23 protein-coding genes are annotated in these 23250 nt (G+C 66.2%); 9 read left to right on the top strand and 14 right to left on the bottom strand.

From position 1 onward, the window contains the following. Positions 1-19 precede the first annotated feature (19 nt). A complete protein-coding gene (locus tag U1872_RS19845; RefSeq protein ID WP_332794653.1) occupies positions 20-451 on the bottom strand; it encodes a DUF488 domain-containing protein in 432 nt (143 codons plus the stop codon). Positions 452-576: 125 nt separating this feature from the next. On the opposite strand from U1872_RS19845, the gene trmFO reads away from it, so the two are divergent. After that, positions 577-1890 carry a methylenetetrahydrofolate--tRNA-(uracil(54)-C(5))-methyltransferase (FADH(2)-oxidizing) TrmFO gene (trmFO, locus tag U1872_RS19840; protein WP_332794652.1) on the top strand — a complete coding sequence of 438 codons (1314 nt, stop codon included), beginning with the start codon at positions 577-579 and terminating at the stop codon, positions 1888-1890. Between the two features lie 15 nt (positions 1891-1905). Here trmFO and U1872_RS19835 read toward each other — a convergent pair whose 3' ends face one another. Together U1872_RS19835 and U1872_RS19830 are read right to left on the bottom strand one after the other, a co-directional pair. Further along, positions 1906-2400, bottom strand: coding sequence for an EF-hand domain-containing protein (locus tag U1872_RS19835; RefSeq protein ID WP_332794651.1), 495 nt, complete (start codon positions 2398-2400; stop codon positions 1906-1908). A gap of 56 nt (positions 2401-2456) precedes the next feature. Continuing rightward, positions 2457-3125 (bottom strand): squalene/phytoene synthase family protein, encoded by a 669-nt coding sequence (locus tag U1872_RS19830; RefSeq protein ID WP_332794650.1) that lies wholly within the window; start codon positions 3123-3125, stop codon positions 2457-2459. A gap of 81 nt (positions 3126-3206) precedes the next feature. Between U1872_RS19830 and U1872_RS19825 the strand changes: the two genes are divergently transcribed. The 3 genes from U1872_RS19825 to U1872_RS19815 are packed head-to-tail and all read left to right on the top strand — an operon-like array spanning position 3207 to position 6552. Continuing rightward, positions 3207-5288 (top strand): TadE/TadG family type IV pilus assembly protein, encoded by a 2082-nt coding sequence (locus U1872_RS19825; protein ID WP_332794697.1) that lies wholly within the window; start codon positions 3207-3209, stop codon positions 5286-5288. Further along, positions 5285-5902 carry a TadE/TadG family type IV pilus assembly protein gene (locus U1872_RS19820; protein WP_332794649.1) on the top strand — a complete coding sequence of 206 codons (618 nt, stop codon included), beginning with the start codon at positions 5285-5287 and terminating at the stop codon, positions 5900-5902. Before U1872_RS19825 ends, U1872_RS19820 begins: the two co-directional genes overlap by 4 nt. Further along, on the top strand, positions 5899-6552 hold the full coding sequence (locus U1872_RS19815; protein ID WP_332794648.1) for a TadE/TadG family type IV pilus assembly protein: 654 nt from the start codon (positions 5899-5901) through the stop codon (positions 6550-6552). Before U1872_RS19820 ends, U1872_RS19815 begins: the two co-directional genes overlap by 4 nt. A 51-nt stretch (positions 6553-6603) precedes the next feature. Here U1872_RS19815 and U1872_RS19810 read toward each other — a convergent pair whose 3' ends face one another. Continuing rightward, entirely contained in the window at positions 6604-8001 is a 1398-nt protein-coding gene (locus U1872_RS19810; protein ID WP_332794647.1) for a pyruvate dehydrogenase complex E1 component subunit beta, read from the bottom strand. After that, a complete protein-coding gene (gene pdhA / locus U1872_RS19805) occupies positions 8001-9047 on the bottom strand; it encodes a pyruvate dehydrogenase (acetyl-transferring) E1 component subunit alpha (protein WP_332794646.1) in 1047 nt (348 codons plus the stop codon). The genes U1872_RS19810 and pdhA overlap by 1 nt, the downstream gene beginning before the upstream one ends. 255 nt (positions 9048-9302) lie before the next feature. Here pdhA and U1872_RS19800 point away from each other — a divergent pair, with 255 nt between their 5' ends. The 3 genes from U1872_RS19800 to U1872_RS19790 all read left to right on the top strand — a co-directional run bounded on the left by U1872_RS19800 (position 9303) and on the right by U1872_RS19790 (position 13029). After that, positions 9303-10586, top strand: coding sequence for an MFS transporter (locus U1872_RS19800; protein ID WP_332794645.1), 1284 nt, complete (start codon positions 9303-9305; stop codon positions 10584-10586). Beyond that, a complete protein-coding gene (gene cysK / locus U1872_RS19795) occupies positions 10583-11503 on the top strand; it encodes a cysteine synthase A (protein ID WP_332794644.1) in 921 nt (306 codons plus the stop codon). Before U1872_RS19800 ends, cysK begins: the two co-directional genes overlap by 4 nt. Positions 11504-11733: 230 nt before the next feature. Then, entirely contained in the window at positions 11734-13029 is a 1296-nt protein-coding gene (locus U1872_RS19790) for a cell wall hydrolase (RefSeq protein ID WP_332794643.1), read from the top strand. A gap of 33 nt (positions 13030-13062) precedes the next feature. On the opposite strand, the gene U1872_RS19785 is transcribed toward U1872_RS19790, so the two are convergent. From U1872_RS19785 to U1872_RS19765, 5 genes are all read right to left on the bottom strand, one after another. Beyond that, a complete protein-coding gene (locus U1872_RS19785) occupies positions 13063-14865 on the bottom strand; it encodes an acyl-CoA dehydrogenase C-terminal domain-containing protein (protein WP_332794642.1) in 1803 nt (600 codons plus the stop codon). After that, positions 14865-15284, bottom strand: coding sequence for a MerR family transcriptional regulator (locus tag U1872_RS19780; protein ID WP_332794641.1), 420 nt, complete (start codon positions 15282-15284; stop codon positions 14865-14867). The genes U1872_RS19785 and U1872_RS19780 overlap by 1 nt, the downstream gene beginning before the upstream one ends. 90 nt (positions 15285-15374) lie before the next feature. Further along, complete coding sequence (locus tag U1872_RS19775; protein WP_332794640.1) at positions 15375-15902, bottom strand: hypothetical protein; 528 nt, start codon at positions 15900-15902, stop codon at positions 15375-15377. Further along, the gene (gene hisI / locus U1872_RS19770) at positions 15899-16261 is read right to left on the bottom strand and encodes a phosphoribosyl-AMP cyclohydrolase (protein WP_332794639.1); all 363 of its coding nucleotides are present in this window, start codon (positions 16259-16261) and stop codon (positions 15899-15901) included. Before hisI ends, U1872_RS19775 begins: the two co-directional genes overlap by 4 nt. A gap of 117 nt (positions 16262-16378) precedes the next feature. After that, positions 16379-16627, bottom strand: coding sequence for a Rho termination factor N-terminal domain-containing protein (locus U1872_RS19765; protein ID WP_332794638.1), 249 nt, complete (start codon positions 16625-16627; stop codon positions 16379-16381). A 141-nt stretch (positions 16628-16768) separates the two neighbouring features. On the opposite strand from U1872_RS19765, the gene purF reads away from it, so the two are divergent. After that, positions 16769-18238, top strand: coding sequence for an amidophosphoribosyltransferase (gene purF, locus U1872_RS19760; protein WP_332794637.1), 1470 nt, complete (start codon positions 16769-16771; stop codon positions 18236-18238). Positions 18239-18369: 131 nt separating this feature from the next. Next, positions 18370-19080, top strand: a complete 711-nt coding sequence (locus U1872_RS19755; protein ID WP_332794636.1) for an SDR family NAD(P)-dependent oxidoreductase — start codon at positions 18370-18372, stop codon at positions 19078-19080. Positions 19081-19156: 76 nt separating this feature from the next. On the opposite strand, the gene U1872_RS19750 is transcribed toward U1872_RS19755, so the two are convergent. The 4 genes from U1872_RS19750 to U1872_RS19735 form a co-directional block, all read right to left on the bottom strand. After that, on the bottom strand, positions 19157-20362 hold the full coding sequence (locus tag U1872_RS19750; protein WP_332794635.1) for a class I SAM-dependent methyltransferase: 1206 nt from the start codon (positions 20360-20362) through the stop codon (positions 19157-19159). A 44-nt stretch (positions 20363-20406) separates the two neighbouring features. Beyond that, positions 20407-21789, bottom strand: coding sequence for a cryptochrome/photolyase family protein (locus U1872_RS19745; RefSeq protein ID WP_332794634.1), 1383 nt, complete (start codon positions 21787-21789; stop codon positions 20407-20409). A gap of 42 nt (positions 21790-21831) precedes the next feature. Beyond that, positions 21832-22233 carry a GxxExxY protein gene (locus U1872_RS19740; protein ID WP_332794633.1) on the bottom strand — a complete coding sequence of 134 codons (402 nt, stop codon included), beginning with the start codon at positions 22231-22233 and terminating at the stop codon, positions 21832-21834. Between the two features lie 63 nt (positions 22234-22296). After that, on the bottom strand, positions 22297-23217 hold the full coding sequence (locus tag U1872_RS19735; RefSeq protein ID WP_332794632.1) for a histone deacetylase family protein: 921 nt from the start codon (positions 23215-23217) through the stop codon (positions 22297-22299). Positions 23218-23250: the final 33 nt, after the last annotated feature.

The following is a 23250-nucleotide window of genomic DNA, read 5'->3' as shown; positions in this document are numbered from 1 at the left end:
GAACCGCGGCTGAGACATCTCAGGCAAACAGATTGATCACCTCGACATCAGCCGCTTCGGCCTCCAGCAGCAGAGTGCGGTGACAGTGCTGGGGGTTGCGTTCGAAGCATAAGAGCGCACTCGGCTTCTCCGCGGACAAAGCGAGCATCTGCGCGACCTGTGCCTGGGCCTCGGGCAAGCCGAGTTGTTCCTCGTAGACCGCCTCGAGCGTCGCCACATCGCCCTTCTTGGCGGCATCACGCCCGCGCTTGGGGGTGCCGAGCGCCTTCAGATGGACATAGTCGATCCCGGCCTCGGCCAGCGATACCGCGAGCGATGTCTTGGAAAAACCCGGCCGCCGCGACAGCGGAAGCGCGCGCACGTCGATCACGCGTTCGACCCGCGCGGCGGTCAACGCGCCAAGAAAATCGTGCATCGTCGTGGCTTCATAGCCGATGGTATAGATCTTCATTGCGGTTCCTCGCGCGGCGCATCGCAACGATGCCCGGAGCGATCAACGCCCGAGCCGCAGAATCGAGCAGTCGTATCACCATCTGATCTTTGCCTGATCGTCCGCCCGCCGCTATCAGCCGCTGCATGACACATCAGATCCATATCATCGGCGGCGGCCTCGCCGGATCAGAGGCCGCCTGGCAGCTCGCCCAGGCCGGGTTCACGGTCAGACTTTCGGAAATGCGCGGGTCTGGCGAAATGACCTCCGCACACCACACCGATGGTCTGGCCGAACTCGTCTGTTCGAACAGCTTCCGCTCGGACGATGCGACCAGCAATGCGGTCGGGTTGATCCACCAGGAAATGCGTACGCTCGGCTCGCTGATCCTGCGTGAGGCCGATATCCACAAGGTCCCCGCCGGATCGGCCCTAGCGGTCGATCGCGACGGCTTCTCGCAGGGCGTCACCGCCGCGCTCGCCGCGCACCCCAATATCGAGATCGTGCGCGAACGCGTCGACACGCTGCCCGAGAGCGGCCTGACGATCGTCGCCACCGGCCCGCTCACCGCGCCCGCGCTCGCCTCGAGCATCGGTGGCGCGACCGGCAAGGACGCACTGGCGTTCTTCGATGCGATCGCGCCGATCGTCCATTTCGACAGCATCGACATGGAAACCGCCTGGTTCCAGTCGCGCTGGAACAAGGGGGAGGGCAAGGACTACATCAACTGCGCGCTCAACAAGGAAGAGTATCTCGCCTTCCACACCGGACTGATCGAGGGCGAGAAGACCGAGTTCAAGGAATGGGAGGACGTCCCCTATTTCGAAGGCTGCATGCCGATCGAAGTCGCGGCGTCGCGTGGGGTCGATACGCTGCGCTACGGCCCGATGAAGCCGGTCGGTCTCGACGATCCGCGCACCGGGCGCTGGCCCTATGCGGTGGTACAGCTGCGGCAGGACAATGCCAGCGCGACCTTGTGGAACATCGTCGGCTTCCAGACCAAATTGAAGCATAGCGAACAGGTCCGCCTGTTCCGCACCATCCCGGGGCTGCAGAATGCCGAATTCGCGCGGCTCGGCGGGTTGCATCGCAACACCTTCATCCGCTCGCCCGAACTGCTCGATCCCACGCTGCGGCTGAAGGCGCGGCCCAACATCCGCTTCGCCGGACAGATCACCGGCTGCGAAGGCTATGTCGAGAGCGCCGCGATCGGGCTGCTCGCCGGGCGCTTCGCAGCCGCCGAGCTTGGCGGGGCAGCGATGACGCCACCGCCGGTCGAGACCGCGCTCGGCGCGCTGCTGCACCACATCACCGGCGCGGCAGTGGCCGAGACATACCAGCCGATGAACGTCAATTTCGGCCTGTTCCCGCCGATCGCGGGGCGCACCAAGAAGGCCGACCGCAAGAAGATGTACACCGATCGCGCACGCACTGCGCTCGAGGGGTGGATTGCCGCCTGACCATAGTCGCGGCTTTCAGCTGTCCTCGCCGCCGCCGCTCGGCGCGTCGTCCTTCGCAGCCGCCGCCGGTGGCGGGCAATCGCGGCGGATCCGCGGCGGCTTGCGCTTGACCGCGGTGGTGGCGAATTCGGCGCGGGACATCGCGCCGGTCTTGTCGGCATCGGCGAGCGAAAACTTGCCCTCGGCCTTGATCGCCCATTCGTCGAACGTCAGCGTGCCGTCATGGTTGGTGTCGAGCTTCGCGAAGGCCTTGCGCCGCTGCGCGAGATATTCCTCGCGCGTTACCTGTCCGTTGCGATCCTTGTCGTAGCGATCGAAGCGCTTCTCCTCGCGCGTCCGCTCGCTCGCCTCGGGAACCGTCGCGGGCAGCGGCGCGGCCTGCCCCGTGAGCAGCATGCCGGGCGGCGCCGACGGTAGCGCAGCGACCGAGCGGCTCGAACGATTGAGCAACAAGACCGCAGCCGCGATCAGCGCAAAGCCCGCCAGACCACCCACCAGATAGCGCCACATGTCGTTCCCCCCGGATCGTCGAAGGAGCGTAACCCATTCTGCTGTAATATGAAAGTCTAGCGCCCGGTCAGCCGATGCAGCGCGAGGCGCGCGACCCGCCGCGGCGCGCCATGCGCGATCGGCTGGTCGAGCGGCACCGCCAGATCCATCCGCGCGCTCAACGCGAGCGCCCCGAGCGCTCGCCCGGCGCGGCTCCAGCGCGCGGTCGCGATCGGCGCGAGCGCGCGCGTCGCGAGCGCAACCGCACGATCCGCCGCGGCACGATCGCGCAGATGGCGCGCGAGATCGGCGAGAGCCCACCCCTCCCCGGCGGCGGCGACCGGATCGGCCGGGGCGCCACCCAACGCAACGCCCGCCACCGCGAACAGCCCGGCGCCGCGCGCGCGGGCATGGGCGAGCATGGCATCGTCGCCGATCGGTTCGGCCTCGAGCAGCGCCTCCCACCCGTCGATCATCCCGGCGAGATCCGCGCCCCGTACCCCGCGCGGCAGCACCGTCGCGGCGAGCGCCTGCAGCACCGGTTGCGCCGGTGGCGGCGCCTGGTCGAGCGCGCTCAGCGCCTCGTGCCACCACGTCAGCCGCATCTGCCCGACGAGCGGCTCGCGCGTCGTGCGCAGGACCTGCGCCAGCGTATCATCGAGCGCAAACAGTGCAGCGAGCGCGGCCTGACGGGCGGGCGGCGCATAGGACAGCGCCAGCGCGCGTTCGGGGTCGGCGTCGGTCATAAGGAGCATTTTAACCTTGCAGCGATATTCGATCGGATCGGGTGACGCTGCATTGGCCGCCCGAATGACTGCGTGAGATCGATGCGAGGTGGCTGGGTGGCAAGCGCGAATTGTGTTGGTGTGACGCATCTCCAGCGCATTAGTGCCTTTTGGCGCCGCTTCGGCCGCGACGTAGCCGGCAACACTCTGGCGATCATGGCCGCAGCCTTGATCCCGATGGCGGGACTGGTGGGCGGCGGGATCGACATCAGCCGGATGTATATCATCAAGACGCGCATGCAACACGCCTGCGACGCAGGCGCGCTGGCCGGTCGCAAGCAGATGGGCGGCGGTATCTGGGGCAGCGACGATAACGATGTCGCGCTGCAATATTACGACGCGAACTTTCAGGCCAACGGCTATGGCAGCACGGGCACCACGCGTGCCTTTTCGGCAGTAGGCGGCACCGTCTCGGGCACCGCGACGGCGACCGTGCCGATGACGTTGATGCGCGTGCTCGGGATCACCACCGACACGATCACGGTCACGTGCGATTCGGAAATGCGGTTGCCGAATACCGATGTGATGTTCGTACTCGACGTCACTGGCTCGATGAATTGCCCGGCAACCTCGACCACCTGCACCAACAACGGCGGGGTGCCGGCGGCGGGTTCGAAGATCGACGGCCTCAAGACCGCGGTGAAATGCTTTTACGAAATCGTCGCGCGGCTGAAGACCAATGCCACCTGCGCGACCACCAACGCGACCGGCGGCACCGGTGACCAGGTGCAGATCCGGTTCGGCTTCATGCCCTATGCCAGCAACGTCAACGTCGGCTATTCGCTGCCGCCGGCCTATCTTGCCGACACCTGGTCCTATCAGTCGCGGTCGATCAAATCGATCGCCTATCCGACCAACGGCACGCCGACACAAACCTCTACCAGCACGACCAACAACGGCGCCGGGAACTGGCAGAACAAGACAACCTCGAAGGGCAGCATCTATTCAGGCTGGACCACGTGGTGCCAAACCAACGTCCCCGCCACGACGACGACCAACGGCACCCCGACCACCACCACGACCAGTACCACCACCTACCAAGGCTATCGCACCGTCACGTACAAGATCGATACGCCAGTAACGACGACCGAATACCGGTACAACAGCACCGGCCTTTTCATCTGCTATTATGATTCCCGCACGACCACCAACACCAATACGACCAATTACACTCGTAATGATGCGGCGCAGGTGACGTGGCATTATGGCAAGATCAGTCAGTCGGTCGCCGGATTGAAGAACGGTACGTCGTGGAACAGCAGTCTGGCGATGCCGATCGGCCCGAACGGGACCGACCGCACGGTCGGGTGGGACGGCTGCATCCAGGAACGCCCGACCGTCGCGACCACCAACTACACGCCGATCCCGAGCGCCGCCTACGATCTCAACATCGATCTCGTGCCGACGTCGACCAACGCCAACTCGCTCTGGGGGCCGTCGCTTCCGGACGCCATCTACCTGCGCAACATCAGCAGTTACTGGAGCGAGGCGACCACTGTAGAGAGCGATACGACCAACGATTATTACAATTCGGTCGACGACTATTGCCCGACAGCGGCGCAGAAGCTGCGGAGCTGGACAGACCCGACGACGTTTGACGATTATGTCGACAGTCTCGTCGCGCAGGGCAATACCTACCACGATATCGGCATGCTGTGGGGCGCGCGGTTCATGTCGCCGACGGGCGTCTTCGCATCGGAGAATGCGGTGACGCTGCCGACCGCCAACTATAGCGGCGGCGCTGACATCCAGCGGCACATGATCTTCATGACCGACGGCGATTCGACGTCCAATCCGTGCGACTACAATGCCTACGGCGTGCCATTCTACGACCAGAAGCAGACGACCGATGTCGGGCCGGCTTCGTCATGCCCGTCCAACCGCCAGGCGCTGATCGATCAGATCAACCTGCGGCTCTCGGCGCTGTGCACGTCGGTGAAGAACATGAACATCACACTGTGGGTGATCTCCTTCGGCAACGGCACCAACGCCGCCACCGAAGCGCGGTTGCAGGGGTGTGCTACCTCGCCTTCCTATTACTTCAAGGCGACCGACTCGGCCGCATTGCAGACCCAGTTCGCGACGATCGCGAACAACATCTCCGCGCTCAGGCTCACCAGGTGACCAGGGCTCCCGCTTCGGATCGCCGGTTGCGCGACGACAATCGCGGCGCGACGGTCATCGAGTTCGCGATCGTCGCGCCGGTACTGTGCCTGCTGCTGGTCGCGGGGTTCGACACCGCCCATACGCTGTACGCGCGCGCGGCCCTGCAGGGCGTCATCCAGAAGACCGCGCGCGACGCGAGCCTCGAGACCGGTACCAGCGCGACCGCTGCGACCGCGCTCGACAACAAGGTCCGGGCACAGGTCTCCGCACTGGCGAACAACGCCACGATCACCTTCACGCGGCGCTACTATCGCACCTTCAGCCTGGCGGCTGCGGCGACGGCGGAATCCTATACCGACACCAATGGCAATCACACCTGCGACGCGGGTGAGCCTTATATCGATGCCAACAACAACACCGTGTGGGACTCCGACGGCGGCGACAGTGGCCAGGGCGGCGCGAAGGATCGCACGCTCTACACGGTGAAGGTCAGCTATCCCCGGATGTTCCCGCTGTGGAAGTTCATCGGCGTGGCGAGCACGACGACGCTCACCGCCAAGACGATCCTGCAGAACCAGCCGTATTCGGACCAAAACAGCTACGCTGCAGCGACCCAGAGGAATTGCTCGTGAAGCGAACCAGCATCCGCTTGCCCGTTCGTGCGCTTGCACGCGACCGGAGTGGCCTTGCGCTGCTGGAATTCGCCTTCATGCTGCCGGTGCTGCTGCTGCTCAGCCTGACCGGCGCCGAAATCACCAATTACATCACCACGAAAATGCGGGTGAGCCAGTTGGCGCTGCAACTGGCGGACGATGCCGCACGCATGGGCTCGGGCAGCCTGCTGTCGGCGAAGACGATCACCGAGACAGACATCAACGACCTGTTCACGGGTTCGCAGCTGCAATCGGGCGAGCTCGATCTGAAGACGAACGGCCGCGTTATCCTGACCGATCTCGAGCCGACCACGAATCCGAATTCGACCCCGCCGACGTTCAAGATCGGCTGGCAGCGCTGCTTTGGCACCAAGACCAGCTATGTGCCGCTGTACACGACCGCCACCAAGACCGGGTTGACCGGATTGGGACCGGCCGGACACCAGGTTCAGGTCCCGAACGGCAATGCGGCGATGTTCGTCGAGGTGTATTACGCCTACACGCCGCTGGTGAAGACGTCGTTTTCGCCGACGACCTATTTCGTCGAATATGCGTCGATGCTGGTGCGCGACACGCGCGACCTGAGCAGGATCTACAACACCAGCAACGACACCGTTTCGAGCTGCTGAGCGATCGCCGACCCGTCCCCGATCGAGCGGGGACAGGTCGGCGGACGCGACCTAGCGGTAGGTCACCTGCTTGACGGCAGCGACGATCTTGTCGGCGTTGACCAGCATCAGCTTCTCGAGGTTCGCCGCATACGGCATCGGCACGTCCTCGTTCGTCACGCGGAGCACCGGTGCGTCCAGATCGTCGAAGCCCTGCTCCATGCACAGCGCCTGGATTTCCGACGCGATCGAGCAGGTCGGCCAGCCTTCCTCGGCGACGACCAGGCGGTTGGTCTTCTTGAGGCTCTTCAGAACCGACTCGGTGTCGAGCGGGCGAAGCGTGCGCAGGTCGAGCACTTCGGCGTCGATGCCTTCCGCGGCGAGCTTCTCGGCGGCTTCGAGCGCGAGCCCGACGCCGATCGAGTAGCTGACGATCGTGACGTCCTTGCCCTCGCGCATGATCCGCGCCTTGCCGATCGGCAGGACGTGATCGTCGAGCTTGGGCACATCGAAGGTGCGGCCGTAGAGCAATTCGTTCTCGAGGAACACGACGGGATCCTCGGTGCGGATCGCCGCCTTGAGCAGGCCCTTGGCATCGGCCGCGTCATACGGTGCGATGACGATCAGGCCCGGAACGCTCGCGTACCAGGGCGCATAGTTTTGCGAATGCTGCGCGCCGACGCGGCTCGCCGCCGCGTTGGGCCCGCGGAACACGATCGGGCAGCGCATCTGGCCGCCTGACATATAGTTGGTCTTGGCGGCCGAGTTCACGATGTGATCGATCGCCTGCATCGCGAAGTTGAAGGTCATGAACTCGACGATCGGACGAAGCCCGCCCATCGCCGCGCCCGTGCCGATGCCGGCAAAGCCGTATTCAGTGATCGGCGTGTCGATCACGCGCTTGTCGCCGAATTCCTCGAGCAGGCCCTGCGTCACCTTGTACGCGCCCTGATACTGCGCGACTTCCTCGCCCATCACGAAGATGCGCTTATCGGCGCGCATTTCCTCGGCCATCGCATCGCGCAAAGCCTCGCGCAGCGTCAGCTTGACCATCTCGGTCCCCTCGGGGATCGCGGGATCGCTGACTTCTGCCTTGTGCTGGGCGGCTTCGGCCAGTTGCTGCGTGCCGGTTTCGGCCTGCTTGGGCGCGGGCGTCGCTTCGAGCTTCTGCTCGGGAGCAGGCGCTGCGGCTTCAGGCTTGGCGTCGCTCGCAGCGGCAGGCTCTTCGCCTTCCATCGTCAGTGTCGCGATGACGGTGCCGACCTTCACATTGTCGGTGCCCTCGGCGACGAGGATCTTGCTGATCGTCCCTTCGTCGACGGCTTCGAATTCCATCGTCGCCTTGTCGGTCTCGATCTCGGCCATGATGTCGCCGGACTTGACGACGTCACCTTCCTTGACGAGCCATTTGGCGAGCGTGCCCTCCTCCATCGTCGGGGAAAGCGCGGGCATCTTGATTTCGACGGACATCAGTATTTTTCCACCAGAATGTCGGTGTAGAGTTCGGCCGCCTCGGGTTCGGGCGCCTGCTCGGCAAAGTCGGCGGCTTCGTTGACGATCTTGCGGATCTCCTGGTCGACCGTCTTGAGCTCGGCCTCGGACACGCCCTGCGCGTCGAGCAGCTTCTTGACGTGGTCGATCGGGTCCGACTTGTCGCGCACCGCCTGGACTTCGTCGCGCGAGCGATACTTGGCCGGGTCGGACATCGAGTGACCACGATAGCGATAGGTCTTCATCTCGAGGATGATCGGCCCCTTGCCGGCGCGGACCCAGGCGAGCGCTTCCTCGGCAGCACCGCGGCATGCCAGCACGTCCATGCCGTCGACCTGGATGCCGGGGATGCGGAACGATTCGCCGCGGCGGAACAGCTGGTCCTCGGCCGACGAGCGGTTGACGCTCGTGCCCATCGCGTACTCATTGTTCTCGATCACATAGATGATCGGCAGCTTCCACAGCTCGGCCATGTTGAAGCTCTCGTACACCTGGCCCTGGTTCGACGCACCATCGCCGAAATAGGCCATGGCGACGCCGCCATCCTCATTGTATTTGTGCGCAAAGGCGAGGCCCGTGCCGAGCGACACCTGCGCGCCGACGATGCCGTGCCCGCCGTAAAACTTCTTCTCGGTCGAGAACATGTGCATCGAGCCGCCCTTGCCGCGGCTGATGCCCGCGCCACGCCCGGTCAGCTCGGCCATGATCACCTTGGGATCGATGCCGTAAGCGAGCATGTGGCCGTGATCGCGATACCCGGTGATGACCGAGTCCTTGTCGCCATCGAGGCCCGACTGCAGGCCGACCGCAACGGCTTCCTGGCCGATATAGAGGTGGCAGAAGCCGCCAATCAGGCCGAGGCCGTACAGCTGTCCGGCTTTCTCTTCGAAGCGACGGATCAGCAGCATCTGCTTGTAGAATTCGAGCAGTTCCGCCTTCGAAGCCTCGTACGCTTTGGGCTCGTCGGGGCGCTCGCGGTTCGGCACCGGGGGTAGTGCCTTTACGGCGGCGGGGGCTTTTGCCACGTCTTGAAGACCTCATAACCTGGGGAGAGGGACGCCGAGCCTATAGGCGCGATGTTGCGCCGATATCAATCGCCCCTGTCGAAACGATGCGCTTCGACGATGTTTTCCGCCGAACGGCCACCGCGCCCGCTGAAGCGCGTGGCGCGCCGCGATCCCGGATCAAGTCCGGGATGACGGGGGAACAGCGCAAGTTTCCACAGGCCAAGCACATCCTCGATTGCCCCTCCTGCATCGCACCGCTTAAGGCGGGGCAAGATGACCGCCGCTCCCCACCCGCTCCGCATCGCGCAATTCCGTTCGTATTGGGCGGCGCGCTTCGCAATGACGATCGCGCAGAATGCGATGATCATCGTGATCGGCTGGCAGACCTACACGATCGCACGCACGACGATGTCGCCGGCCGGCGCGGCGGCGCAGCTCGGACTGATTGGGCTGCTGCAATTCGTGCCGCTGTTCGTCACCACGCCGATCACCGGCTGGGTCGCCGACCGATTCGACCGCCGGCTGATCACGCGCTGCACGCTCGCGCTGCAGGTCACCTGCGCACTGATCCTCGCGCTCGTCACCTATTCGGGGGCGATGACGCTGCCGGTGCTGTTCTCGGTCGCGGTGCTGCTCGGGCTCGGCCGCGCCTTTGCAGGACCGGCGTTCGGCGCGCTCGCGCCCAATCTGGTGCCGCGCGAAGTGCTCCCCACCGCGATCGCGCTGAGCTCGATCTCGTGGCAGGTCGGCACGATCATCGGGCCGGCGATCGGCGGCTTCGCCTATGCCGCGGCGCCTTGGGGCGCCTATGCGGTGGCGACCGTGCTGTTCGCGGTGGCGCTCGCCGCGATGCTGACGATACCGCCGGTGCCGCGGACGATCGCGCCGAGCAAGGCGCACCCGCTGCGCCAGATCGTCGACGGCCTTGCCTATGTCGGCCAGAACAAGCTGGTGCTAGGCGCGATCACGCTCGATCTGTTCGCCGTGTTCCTGGCAGGGACGAGCGCATTGCTGCCGATCTACGCGCACGACATTCTGAAGGTCGGTCCGCAGGGACTGAGCCTGCTCGCCGCCGCACCTGCCGCCGGGGCTTCGGTGGTCGCGCTGTTCTTCTCGTTCCGCCCGATCAAGACCAATGTCGGTCGCAAGATGCTCGGCGCGGTGCTGGTCTACGGCGTCGCCACGGTGGTGTTCGGCCTGTCGCAGATCATGGCGCTGAGCCTGGCCGCGCTGGCGGTGGCGGGCGCGGCCGACATGTTCTCGGTCTATATCCGCCAGTCGCTGATCACGCTGCACACGCCGGACGACAAGCGCGGGCGTGTCGGCGCGGTGTCGCAGCTGACGATTTCAGCGTCGAACGAGTTGGGCGAGGCCGAGTCGGGCTTCCTCGCCGCCGCACTCGGGCCGGTCGGTGCGGTGCTGGTCGGCGGCGGTGGCGCGATTGTGGTAACGATCCTGTGGACCTATCTCTTCCCCAGCATTCGCAACGCCAAGACTTTCGACCCGCCCAAAAGCGCCCAAGATTCCCGCGATCTCGAACTGGAGGCCACGCCATGAAAGCCAACACGATCCTCGACACGATCGGCAACACGCCGCACGTCCGCGTCCAGAAGCTGTTTCCCGGCGCCGAAGTGTGGATCAAGTCCGAGCGCTCGAACCCCGGCGGCTCGATCAAGGACCGGATCGCGCTGGCGATGATCGAGGCGGCCGAGCGTGACGGGCATCTCCAGCCTGGCGGCACGATCATCGAGCCGACCTCGGGGAATACCGGCGTCGGCCTGGCGATGGTCGCCGCGGTCAAGGGCTACAAGCTCGTGCTCGTCATGCCCGAGAGCATGTCGCTCGAGCGCCGCCGGCTGATGCTGGCGTACGGCGCGACCTTCGACCTTACCCCGCGCGAGAAGGGCATGAAGGGCGCGATCGAGCGTGCGCTCGAACTGGTCGAGCAGACACCGAACGCGTGGATGCCGCAGCAATTCGAGAACCCCGCCAACATCGACGTCCATGTCCACACCACTGCGCTCGAGATCCTCAACGATTTCCGCGATTCGCCGATCGACGTGATCATCACCGGCGTTGGCACGGGCGGGCACATCACCGGCGTTGCCGAGCGGTTGAAGCAGGATTGGCCGAACCTCAAGGTCTATGCGGTCGAGCCCGCCGCTTCGCCGGTGATCTCGGGCGGGTCGCCTGGCCCGCATCCGATCCAGGGGATCGGCGCGGGCTTCGTGCCGGCCAACCTCCACACCCAGGCGATCGACGGCGCGATCAAGGTCGATGCGGCGATCGCCAAGGACATGGCGCGGCGCTCGGCCGCCGAGGAAGGCATGCTCGTCGGGATCAGCTCGGGCGCGACGCTGGCCGCGATCCTGCAGAAGCTGCCCGATCTGCCCGACGGCGTGCGCGTGCTCGGCTTCAATTACGATACGGGCGAGCGCTATCTGTCGGTGCCGGACTTCCTGCCGGAGAGCTGAGCGCGATCCTGTTCCGCGGCCAGGCGACTCATGCTCAGGAGTCGTCACCCCGGCACGAGGCCGGGGTGACGGTTGGGGGTTGATCACCCCTTGCGAACAGTGCCGGACCGCGGATGGCGCTGACATCGCGGCCATTTCGTATCCGCGCGGGAATGCGGTAGAGGCGCTGGCCCAATTCGGTCAGGAGCCGTTCGTGCCCCCGTTCCTTCTCAATGCCCGGTCTTGATCGCATGACCCCCGCCCGCCCTCCCAGCTCCACGCTGCGCGCGATCGTCGTTGCGATCGCGCTGCTGGCGATGCTCGTTCCGCTCCTGCTGATTCGCTTCGCGCCGCCGCTGGTGCGCCACCCTGTCGCGCGCAGTGCCGCGCAGCGCGTCGTCCCCGCCGCCGAGCTGCCACCGGTCGAGCCGGTCGCGTTCCAGGATCTCGCCCCCGACGATGCGCGCGCGTTCAACGCCAGCGTGCCGTTCGTCGACGGCCCCAATCCCGCCGCGCGGCCGTTCAAGCTCGCCGGCGATCCGATCCAGCGCGCGCGCGCGATCGACTGCATGGCCGCCGCCGTGCTCTACGAGGCGGGCGACGATCCGGTCGGGCAACGCGCCGTCGCGCAGGTGGTGATCAACCGCGTGCGCCATCCCGCCTTCCCCAAGACGATCTGCGGCGTGGTGTTCCAGGGCGCCGAGCGCTCGACCGGCTGCCAGTTCACCTTCACCTGCGACGGCGCACTCGCCCGCCATGGCTGGCTCGACGCGCAATGGACACGCGCGCGCGAAACCGCGAGCGCGGCGCTCGGCGGCGCGGTGTTCAAGCCGGTCGGCTATGCGACGCATTACCATACCGATTGGGTGGTGCCCTATTGGCAGTCGAGCCTCGACAAGATCGCCGCGGTGAACACGCATCTGTTCTTCCGCTGGACCGGATGGTGGGGCACGCCCGCCGCCTTCAATCGTCACGTCTCGGACGACGAGCCGATCATCGCGCAGCTCGCGGCCTATTCGGAGGTGCATCGCGATGGCCCGGTGCTGGCCGAGAACGAGACGCTCTACCGCGACCCGGTCGCCGCCGCGACGCCGCTGCCGACCGAGCTCGCCAGCGACGACGGCAGCTTCCTGCTGACGATCGACGCCAAGAAGATGACGCCCGACGGCTTCGCGCAGCTCGCCACGCGGACCTGCGGCGAGCGCGCCTATTGCAAGGTGATGGGATGGAGCGACAAGGCCAGGACACCGACCGCGCTGCCGCTGCAGCCGGCGCAGATCGCGGCCTTGTCGTTCAGCTATCTGCGCGATCGCTCGCGCGGCTATGACAAGGCGTTGTGGAACTGCACCGAGTTCAAGCGCGCCGATCCGACGCAGTGCATGAAGCAGCAAGTCTATCTGCCGGCGCAGCGCGCCGTCGATACGCTCAGGGTCGAGACGGCGCCGGGCGCGACGCGCTCGGTGCCGGCAGTTCCCGATGCGCTCGCCGGCGTGCGACGCAAGTCCGAGATCGCGCCGGTCGCGAAGCCGACGCCCGGCGGGCAGTAACGTGCTCCTCCCCGGGCCGGGGAGGAGCGACGTTCAGGCGGCGGCGAACATCTCGGGCGGGATCGCCATCACCGACTCGGCGCCAGCCTCGATCTTGCGGCGCAGCGCGCCAGCCTCGGGCATGATCCGCTCGGCGAAGTAGCGCGCGGTCATCAGCTTGGCGTCGAGGAAAGCGGCATCGCCCTCGCCCGCCGCCTTGAGCTTGGTCGCCGCCGTCGCCATCCGAAGCCACATCACGCCGAGGCCAACGATGCCCATGATGTGCATGTAGCTGTGTGCGCCGGCGCCGACATTGTCGGGGTTCTGCATGCCGTTCTGCATGAACCACATCGTCGCCGCCTGCAGCTCGCCATTGGCCTTTTCGAGGCGCGAGGCGAAATCGGCGGTCGCCGGATCGGCCTTGCCCGCCGCGACGTCGTCGGCGACGACCTTGAAGAACGCCTGGACCGCGCGCCCACCGTTCTGCGCGAGCTTGCGCCCGACCAGATCCATCGCCTGCACGCCGTTGGTGCCCTCGTAGATCATCGCGATGCGGGCATCGCGGACGTACTGCTCCATGCCCCATTCGGCGATGTAGCCGTGGCCGCCATAGACCTGCTGCGCGTTGGTCGCGACGTCATAGCCCTTGTCAGTGCCGTAGCCCTTGATGACGGGCGTGAGCAGGCCGATCAGGTCCGAGGCGAGCTGGCGCTCTTCTTCGGTCGCGCCGGCATGTTCGAGATCGACCTGGAGTGCGCCCCACAGGCACAATGCACGAAGGCCCTCGGTCAGCGCCTTGGCTTCCATCAGCATGCGGCGGACGTCGGGGTGGACGAACAGCGTGTCGGCCTTTTCGTTCGGCTCCTTCGGGCCGGTCAGCGCGCGGCCCTGGCGACGGTCGTGCGCGTACTGGACGGCGTTCTGATAGGCGACTTCGGCGACGCCCAAGCCCTGCAGGCCGACGCCGAGGCGCGCCGCGTTCATCATGATGAACATCGCGGCGAGGCCCTTCATCTCCTCGCCGACGAGCCAGCCGATCGCGCCGTCATAGTTCATCACGCAGGTCGAATTGGCGTGGATCCCCATCTTGTGTTCGATCGAGCCGCAGGTGACGGGGTTGCGCGCGCCGAGCGAGCCATCGTCGTTGACGAGGAATTTCGGCACGACGAACAGCGAAATGCCCTTCGAGCTCTCGGGCGCGCCCGGGGTCTTCGCCAGCACGAGATGGATGATGTTCTCGGTCAGGTCATGCTCGCCCGACGAGATGAAGATCTTGGTGCCGGTGATCGCGTACGAACCATCGGCCTGCGGTTCGGCGCGGGTGCGGATGAGGCCGAGATCGGTGCCGCACTGCGGCTCGGTCAGGTTCATCGTGCCGCCCCATTTGCCGCTGACCATGTTGGGGACGTACTTGGCCTTCTGCTCGTCCGAGCCCTTCGCCAGCAGCGCGGCGATCGCGCCGTGCGACAGGCCCGGATACATCGCGAACGCCATGTTCGACGAGATCATGAATTCCTGGAATGCCGTCGAGACGACATGCGGCATCGCCTGGCCACCGAATTCTTCCGGCGCGCTGAGCGTGCCCCAGCCCGATTCGACGAAGGCGTTATACGCTTCCTTGAAGCCCTTGGGCGTGGTGACCGACCCATCCTCGTGACGCGTGCAGCCTTCCTGATCGCCCGAGGCGTTGAGCGGGAACAGCACTTCGGCGACGAACTTGCCGCCTTCGTCGAGCACGGCATCGACCACGTCGGGCGTCGCGTTCTGGAAGCCGGCGTGGTTGGCATAGTTTTCGAGGCCGACGACATGCTCGAGCACGAAGCGGACGTCGCGAACGGGGGGCGTATATTGGGGCATCAGGCTTCCTTCGGGTGATTATGTTCGACGAGCTCGATGAACTCGGTCAATTCGGCGATGGCGGCGTCGATGTCGCGCTTCTGCGCGTCGAGCAAAGCGACGCGGCTGCGGCAGCGCTCGATCGTGACGGCACGCTGAGCGCGGCGTCCGTCGCCGATATCGTAAAGGTCGATCATCTCGCGGATCTCGGACAACGAGAAACCGACGCGCTTGCCGCGCAGGATCCAGGCGAGCCGCGCACGATCCCGCTGCGAATAGATCCGCGCGGTGCCGCGCCGCTCGGGGCCGATCAGCCCCTCATCCTCATAGAAGCGCAGCGCGCGGGCGGTGACCCCGAACTCCGCCGACAGGTCGGAGATGGAGAAATGATCACGATCCGGGTGACGATCGATCATGGCATAGGCAGGACCGGTGGACATGCCGCCAAAATAGCTAACGTTTACGTGAACGTCAATCGCTCGAGGGATGGTCCGTGCGCTTTTCCGGTCGGGCCAGGCAGGATCGTTCGCCTAGCCGGCGCTGCCGCAGAGCAGCCGGCCCTTGGCGTCGCGCAGCGTCGAGGCTTCGGACACCGACTCGCTCAACCGCACCGCGTCCAGCGCGGCGACCGAGGCGCGGCCGACGCACAGCGTCTGGCAGCGATCGGGCACGCGCGCCGGGAAGATGATGTGGTCGCCGTCGAAGCGCGCGTCGAAGCTGCATCCCGCGCTCTCGCCGCCGAGCGTCACGTGGAGCGTCTCGCCGTCGCGCGAAACGGTGCCAGATCCGCCGCACTGCTGCTGCTCGTCATAATCGACGAACACGCCGATCCGGTACGCGGTCGCGCTCGGCACGATGCAGACGCGGTCGCTTTCGGTCGCGTAGAGCCCGGTGATGTCGGTGCTGGCGGGATCGGGGATGACGCCGGCCTGGATCGCGGCGGCTTCCAGGCCTTCGGGCGTGCGCGTGGCGGCGGGCTCGGGCGCGCTGCGGTGGCAGCCGGCGAGCAGGAGCAGCGCTAGCGCCATGGCGACACCGCTCGGCGCGACTCGCGTCACGCGACCTCCGTCAGCTGGTCTCCGTCGATGCGGCGATAGAAACAGCTTCGCGCACCGGTGTGGCAGGCCGGACCGGCGGGATCGACGATCAGCCAGACCGCGTCCTGGTCGCAGTCGATGCGGATGTCGGTGACGTGGAGTACGTGTCCCGAGGTCTCGCCCTTCTTCCAGAGCCTGTTTCGGCTACGCGACCAGAAGTGCGCCTCGCGCGTCTCGACCGTCTTGCGCAAGGCCTCGCCATTCATGTGCGCGAGCATGAGGACCTCGCCGGTAGTGCGGTCGGTCGCGACCGCCGTGATCAAGCCGGCGGCATCGAATTTCGGGTCCAGCGCAAGGCCGGTTTCGCGGGGATCGGGCATGCGGGCTGCTTAGCGGGCTTCCCCACACCCGTCACCCCGGCGGAGGCCGGGGTCGCTGGGTTTGTGGCACCTCCTCACACCCTTCCCGGCGGCCCCGGCCTCCGCCGGGGCGACGCATCACGCCTGGCGAATCGCCTTGACCAGTTCCGCCTTGGTCATCCTCGAGCGCCCGACGATCCCGATCTCGCGCGCTTCCTTCAGCAGATCGTCCTTCGAGCGGTCGGCAAGCTCGGTCGAGCGATGATCGAGCGTGCCCGCCGCCTTGGCATTGGCGATTCGCGCGGCCTTGCTCTTCGAGGCGCCGTCGCGTCGCAGATCTTCGTAGAGTGTGTCGTCCTTGACGCTCGGGCCGTGATCCTTCGCCATGCGCACCTCCTGCAAACACCCCGTAAACCGGCCTCGAAAACGGGTGTTGCGACCAAACGCTCCGTACGGTGTGACAAAAGCGCGACAAACCGCGGCACCGCCCCTATATGCCCACCGCGAGCGCTACCCCCGAAGGGCGATATGCTGACCACGAACCCACATGAAGACGACACGCTGCACGAAGAGTGCGGCATTTTCGGCATTTCCGGCGCGACCGACGCGGCCCGGCTGGTGGCGCTGGGGCTGCACGCGTTGCAGCACCGCGGCCAGGAGGCGGCCGGCATCACCAGCTTCGACGGGGTGGAATTCCACACCCATCGCGCGATGGGGCATGTCGCTGGCAATTTCGATCGCGAGGACATCATGGTGCCGTTGCGCGGCACCGTCGCGTGCGGCCACGTCCGCTACTCGACGACCGGCGAGACTGCGCTGCGCAACGTCCAGCCGCTCTACGCCGATCTCGCCTCGGGCGGGTTCGCGATCGCGCATAACGGCAACATCTCGAATGCGATGCGGTTGCGGCGCGATCTCGTGCGGCGCGGGTCGATCTTCCAGTCGACCAGCGACACCGAGACGATCATCCATCTCGTCGCGACCTCGAATTACCGCACGACGGTCGACAAGTTCATCGATGCGCTCAAGCGCGTCGAGGGCGCCTATTCCCTGATCGTGATGACCCCCGAGGGCATGATCGCCTGCCGCGATCCGCTCGGCATCCGTCCGCTGGTGATGGGCAAGATCGACGGCGCCGACGGCGGCTCGATCATCTTCGCCTCGGAGACCGTCGCGCTCGACGTGGTCGGCGCGACCTTCGTCCGCTCGATCGATCCGGGCGAGCTGGTGATGGTCAAGGGCACCGAGATCACCTCGCACCGCCCCTTCCCGCAGGTGGCGGCGCGGCCGTGCATCTTCGAATATGTCTATTTCTCGCGCCCCGATTCGATCTCGGAGGATCGCAGCGTCTACACCGTGCGCAAGGCGATCGGCGCGCAGCTGGCGATCGAGAGCCCGGTCGATGCCGACCTCGTCATCCCCGTCCCCGATTCGGGCACGCCGGCCGCGCTCGGCTATGCGCAGGAATCGGGCATCCCGTTCGAGCTCGGCATCATCCGCTCGCATTATGTTGGGCGCACCTTCATCCAGCCGAGCGACAAGGTCCGCCACCTCGGCGTGAAACTGAAGCACAACGCCAATCGCGCGCTGATCGCGGGCAAGAAGATCGTGCTGATCGACGATTCGATCGTGCGCGGGACGACCAGCCTCAAGATCGTCGAGATGATGCGCGAGGCCGGCGCCGCCGAGGTGCATATGCGCATCGCCAGCCCGCCGACCCGGCATTCGTGCTTCTACGGCGTCGACACGCCCGAGCGCGCCAAGCTGCTCGCCGCGACGAAGAACCTCGAGGAGATGGCGGCGTATATCAAGGCCGACAGCCTCGCCTTCATTTCGATCGACGGGCTCTACAAGGCGCTCGGCGAGCCGCAGCGCAACGCGATCCGGCCGAGCCATTGCGACGCCTGCTTCACCGGCGATTATCCGACCAGCCTGACCGACCAGGATGACGTGTCGTCGGTCGACCAGTTCGCGCTGCTGGCGGAACGCGTGATCTGACAGAAACTAGCCCCTCCCCTTCAGGGGAGGGGTTGGGGTGGGGCCGTAACGGGCGCTGGCTCTCTGCGAGGCACTTCCCCACCCCCAACCCCTCCCCTGAAGGGGAGGGGCTTTCAGGAGATGGAGCCCGCATGACCGACAAACCGCTCGCCAACCAGATCGCCCTCGTCACCGGCGCCAGCCGCGGAATCGGCGCTGCCACCGCGCTCGCGCTCGGCGCGGCGGGTGCGCATGTCGTGATCACCGCGCGCACCGCGGCGGGACTCGAGACGGTCGAGAATGCGATCTTCGATGCCGGCGGGTCTGCGACGATCGCGCCGCTCAACCTGACCGAGACCGACAGCATCGCGCGCCTCGGCACCGCGATCGGCGAGCGCTGGCCCGCACTCGACATCCTGGTGCTCAACGCGGGGATGCTCGGGCAATTGTCGGCCGTGCCGGCGATCGACCCCAAGGAAATGGCGCAGGTGCTGACGCTCAACGTCAGCGCGCAGGCTGCGTTGATCGCCGCGTTCGACCCGATGCTGCGCAAGTCGGCGCACGGCCGCGTGATCGGCCTGACGTCGAGCGTGGCGCGCAAGCCCCGCGCTTATTGGGGAATGTACGGCGCGTCGAAGGCGGCGTTCGAGACGCTGCTCGCGTCCTATGGCGACGAGATGGAGCTGATCAGCAAGATCCGCACCGCGATCATCGACCCCGGCGCGACGCGCACCGCGATGCGCCACAAGGCCTATCCGGGCGAGGACCCCAAGTCGGTCAAGGAACCCTCGGTGGTGGCGGACCGGATCGTCGCCTTGCTGACCGAGGATTTCGCGACGGGGCATTTCGAACGGGTCGCTTAAAGCTCCCCTCCCGCTTGCGGGAGGGGTTGGGGGAGGGGCGTGCCGCAGAGCGCCGCGTCCGAGGCACGCCCCTTCCCTAAGCGGGAGGGGAACTCTTCACCAGCGTAACCTGCGCGACATCGATCCCGCCACCGCGAAAACCGCCTTCGCAATACATCAGATAATAGCGCCACAAGGCGATGAACGTCTGGTCGAACTTGGCCGGCAAGCGCCCCGCCGCAACCGCCGCGTCGAACGCGACGCGCCAGCGCCGCAGCGTCTCGGCATAATGCAACCCGAAGGTGTGGTTGTCCTGCCATTCCAGCCCTTCGGCTTCGGCGAGCGCGCGGAAGCGGCTCTCCGACAGCAGCATCCCGCCGGGGAAGATGTAGCGCTGGATGAAGTCGACATTGTCGGCATAGGCTTCGAAGATCGCGTCATCGATCGTGATGTACTGCAACGCCGCGCGTCCGCCCGGCTTGAGCGCGCGCGCGATCGCGGCGAGATAGGTCGGCCAATAGTCCTGCCCGACCGCCTCGACCATCTCGATGCTGGCGACCGCGTCGTAGATTCCGGTGACGTCGCGATAGTCGATCCGCGCGACGCTCACGCCGTCGAGCCCCGCCGCGGCGATGCGCTGGTTGACCGCCAGTTCCTGCTCGGCCGACAGCGTGATCGCATCGACGCGCAGCCCGCACCGCGCCGCCGCCTCGGCGAAGGCGCCCCAGCCGCAGCCGATCTCGAGCACCCGCTCGCCCGGCACGACCGCGAGCCGGTCGAGGATCGCGGCGATCTTGGTCGCCTGCGCCGTCTCGAGCGATTCGCTGGGGTCGACCGGCTCGGCGAACAGAGCGGCCGAATACATCAGGCTCGGATCGAGCCACAGCCGGTAGAAATCGTTGCCGAGGTCGTAGTGGAATTCGATGTTGCGCCGGGCGCCGCGGCGCGAGTTGCGCCGGCGGCTGTTGGCGACGCGGCGCAGCGTGCGGATGATGCCGCCCGAGCGCGCAGTGCCGCCGAGCGTGCGGCGATTGCGCATGAACAGGTCGAACAGCACGGTCGGGTCGGGACTCGCCCATTCGCCTTTCTCCCAGGCGACGTACCAGCCCGCCGATCCACCCGTCGCGAGGCGCAGCAAGGCGCGCCAGCTGCGCAGGTCGACCACGGCCGCCGGCCCCGGCGCGCGGCCGCCGAGCAGCCGATCGCCCCCGTCGGGCAAGTGCGCGGCGAGTGAGCCCGCGACCAGACCTGCGTCGATCCGGTCCAGCAGACGGTGAAACAATTTCGAGAAGGCCCCAAGCATTGCGCGCCCCCTCGCATCCATGCCCACACACCGCAACGGGATTTTCAGCGCGTCTGGCGTGCCGCCTCGAGCGCACGCTCGCGCGCCTCGCGATGCCCGATGATTTTTGCGGGGTATGCGCGCGGGCGACAACCGGCGTCTTCGGGATCGTGGATGGCGTCGCCTTTGATACCGGCGAGCTCGGGCACCCATTCGCGGATATAGTCCCCGGCATCGAATTTCGGCGACTGGACGAGCGGCGCCATGATCCGCACGAACATGTTCGAATCGATCCCGGTGCCTGCGGTCCACTGCCAGTTGACCGAGTTCGAACCGTAATCGGCATCGACCAGGCAATCCCAGAACCAGCGCTCGCCCTCGCGCCAGTCGATCAGCAGATGCTTGATCAGGAAGCTCGCGGTGATCATCCGTACGCGATTGTGCATCCAGCCGGTGGTCCACAGCTGGCGCATCCCGGCGTCGACGATCGGATAGCCGGTGCGGCCCTGCTGCCATGCCTTGAGGTCGGCGGTCGCTTCGCTGCCCGTCCGCCAGCCGAGCGAATCGAGCGCGTCGCGACCGTTCTTCGAGCCGTAGTCGGGATATTGGCAGATGACGTTCTGCGAATAGTCGCGCCAGCCGATCTCGCTGAGAAAGACGTCGACCGATCCCCCGGCATCGGCAACCGCATGCCACACCTGGGCTGCCGAAAGTTCGCCGAAATGAAGGTGCGGCGAGAGGCGCGAGCTGCCCTCGACCGACGGCAGGTTGCGCGTCTCGTCATAGCGGTCGGCATGATCCGCGAACGCCTTCAAGCGCTTGTGCGCGCCCTTCTCGCCGGGCGTCCATTCCTTGCCGAACCCCTTCGACCAATCGGGCTTGGTCGGCAGCAGGTCCCAGTCGGCGAGCGTGTCGCTCTTGGGCCAGTGCGACGGCGCCGGGATATGCGCCGGCACGCGCGTCGGTTCTGCCGGCGGCAGCGTCGCTTTCAACGCGCGCCAGAAGGGGGTGAAGATCTTGTACTGCCCGCCCGAGCCGGTCGTCACCGATCCCGGCGGCGCGAGGTAGTTGCCGTCGTGGCAGACGAGCTCGAGCTGCTTCCCCACAGCACGCTCGGCATTGCGCCACCACGGCTCGAAATGGCGGATCGCGTGGACGCGCGTGGCGCCCGTCTCCTTGGCGAGCTTGGCCAGTTCGGCAGCGCTCTCGCCACGCCGCAGGATCAGCCGCGATCCCTTCGCGCGCAGCGCCGCGTCGAGGCTGTCGAGGCTGTGATGCAGCCACCAGCGCGACGCGCCGCCCATCGCATAATGCTTCGGCGTAGCGTCATCGAGGATGTAGACCGGGATCACCGCTCCCTCCTCGATCGCGGCGAGCAAGGCGGGCTGGTCGGCAAGCCGCAGGTCGCGGCGCAGCCAGAGGAGAACGGGATCTGTCGGATTGCTCAAGAAAGATGACTCACACAAAGACACGAAGACACGAAAAGCGGATTATCGTTCCGACGGACCGAAATAATTATTGGCGATCCGCCGTACGCCGTCCTTGAAGGTGGCTGCGCCAAAGTTCATCAATAGCCCGAGTTGCAGATCCATCAAACGCAGGTAGGTCAGCACCTGCTTTGCGTGCACCGGCGCGAAGTTTTCAACGGATTTCAGCTCGATCAGCAACCGTCGCTCTATCAGGATATCCGCCCTGAACGCTTCGTCCAACACGATGTCGCCATAGCGGATCGGCACAATCTTTTGCCGCTCGACAAAGAGACCGCGCGCCCGGAGGCTGCTCGACAAGCACGCCTCGTAAACCGATTCGAGCAGACCGGGCCCAAGCGCCTCATGCAGCTTATAACCGCAATCGACCGCGATCCGCGCAAGCGCCTCGAGATCCTCGGTCAAACCGCTTCCTTCCTCTCTTTTCGTGGCTTCGTGTCTTCGTGTGAGCCATCTCCCTGTCGGCCATCAGCGCACGAGCGAACGCGCCGCATCGCGATACACATTTCCCAACATCAGGATCGCGCGGACATGCGCCGACGCCAGCGCCAAGACGTCGCCACCGTATCCTCCGCCAACAGTGCTCGCAAGCGCGATGCCGCGGCGGGCGGCGGTCCGCGCGATGAAGGTCTCGCGCGCGACCAGTCCCGCGTCGCTCAACGCAAGTCGGCCGAGCCGGTCGCCCGCCAACGGGTCGATCCCCGCCTGATAGAGGATCAATTCGGGCCGATACTCGTCGATCAGCGGTACGAGGGTCTCCGATAGCGTGGCGAGATATTCGGCATCGCCCATGCCATCGGCGAGCGGCACGTCGAGCGTCGAGCGCGCCTTGCGTGCCGGGAAATTCTTCTCGGCATGGATCGAATAGGTCGCGATCCCCGGCCGCCCGGCGGTAAGCGCGGCGGTGCCGTCGCCCTGATGGACGTCGCAATCGACGATCAGTACGCGCGCGACATCGCCTTCCTCGACCAGCCGCACCGCCGCGATCGCCAGATCGTTGAACACGCAGTAGCCCGCGCCGGTCTCGGCCAGCGCATGATGGCTGCCGCCAGCACTGTTGGCGGCAAACCCGCGATCGAGCGCGAGCCGTGCCGCGAGCCACGTCCCCGCCGGCACGACCTGCGCGCGCGCGGCCACGGTCGGCGTGACGGGAAAGCCGATCCGCCGCTCCTTCTCGCGCGGCACGCGGGCTTCGAGCACCTCGGCGACATAGCCGGGATCATGCGTCGCCTCGAGCCAGTGGAGCGGCATCGGCTCGGGTTCGTGCCAGTCGATCGCGCCCCCGTGCGTGCGCAGCAAGTCACGAATCGCGGCATTCTTGCTGAGCTGGCTGGGGTTGGTCGCTTGCCCGGGCGCGACATAGGCTGGGTGATGGACGACCGCGATCATCCTCCCTAGGTAGGTGCAAACACGGCCTAGACC

This window comes from Parasphingomonas frigoris, from assembly GCF_036663815.1.
GTDB lineage: Bacteria > Pseudomonadota > Alphaproteobacteria > Sphingomonadales > Sphingomonadaceae > Sphingomonas.
The sequence above is the reverse complement of the archived record's forward strand: the minus strand, read 5'-3'. Positions and strand labels throughout refer to the sequence as shown.

Coding starts and splice junctions, on each gene's coding strand:
- U1872_RS19800 (WP_332794645.1), top strand. CDS start 9,303: ATGACCGCCGCTCCCCACCCGCTCCGCATCGCGCAATTCCGTTCGTAT.
- U1872_RS19835 (WP_332794651.1), bottom strand. CDS start 2,400: ATGTGGCGCTATCTGGTGGGTGGTCTGGCGGGCTTTGCGCTGATCGCG.
- U1872_RS19790 (WP_332794643.1), top strand. CDS start 11,734: ATGACCCCCGCCCGCCCTCCCAGCTCCACGCTGCGCGCGATCGTCGTT.
- trmFO (WP_332794652.1), top strand. CDS start 577: ATGACACATCAGATCCATATCATCGGCGGCGGCCTCGCCGGATCAGAG.
- U1872_RS19735 (WP_332794632.1), bottom strand. CDS start 23,217: ATGATCGCGGTCGTCCATCACCCAGCCTATGTCGCGCCCGGGCAAGCG.
- U1872_RS19785 (WP_332794642.1), bottom strand. CDS start 14,865: ATGCCCCAATATACGCCCCCCGTTCGCGACGTCCGCTTCGTGCTCGAG.
- U1872_RS19845 (WP_332794653.1), bottom strand. CDS start 451: ATGAAGATCTATACCATCGGCTATGAAGCCACGACGATGCACGATTTT.
- U1872_RS19750 (WP_332794635.1), bottom strand. CDS start 20,362: ATGCTTGGGGCCTTCTCGAAATTGTTTCACCGTCTGCTGGACCGGATC.
- U1872_RS19755 (WP_332794636.1), top strand. CDS start 18,370: ATGACCGACAAACCGCTCGCCAACCAGATCGCCCTCGTCACCGGCGCC.
- U1872_RS19780 (WP_332794641.1), bottom strand. CDS start 15,284: ATGTCCACCGGTCCTGCCTATGCCATGATCGATCGTCACCCGGATCGT.
- U1872_RS19765 (WP_332794638.1), bottom strand. CDS start 16,627: ATGGCGAAGGATCACGGCCCGAGCGTCAAGGACGACACACTCTACGAA.
- U1872_RS19830 (WP_332794650.1), bottom strand. CDS start 3,125: ATGACCGACGCCGACCCCGAACGCGCGCTGGCGCTGTCCTATGCGCCG.
- purF (WP_332794637.1), top strand. CDS start 16,769: ATGCTGACCACGAACCCACATGAAGACGACACGCTGCACGAAGAGTGC.
- U1872_RS19825 (WP_332794697.1), top strand. CDS start 3,207: ATGCGAGGTGGCTGGGTGGCAAGCGCGAATTGTGTTGGTGTGACGCAT.
- U1872_RS19810 (WP_332794647.1), bottom strand. CDS start 8,001: ATGTCCGTCGAAATCAAGATGCCCGCGCTTTCCCCGACGATGGAGGAG.
- cysK (WP_332794644.1), top strand. CDS start 10,583: ATGAAAGCCAACACGATCCTCGACACGATCGGCAACACGCCGCACGTC.
- hisI (WP_332794639.1), bottom strand. CDS start 16,261: ATGCCCGATCCCCGCGAAACCGGCCTTGCGCTGGACCCGAAATTCGAT.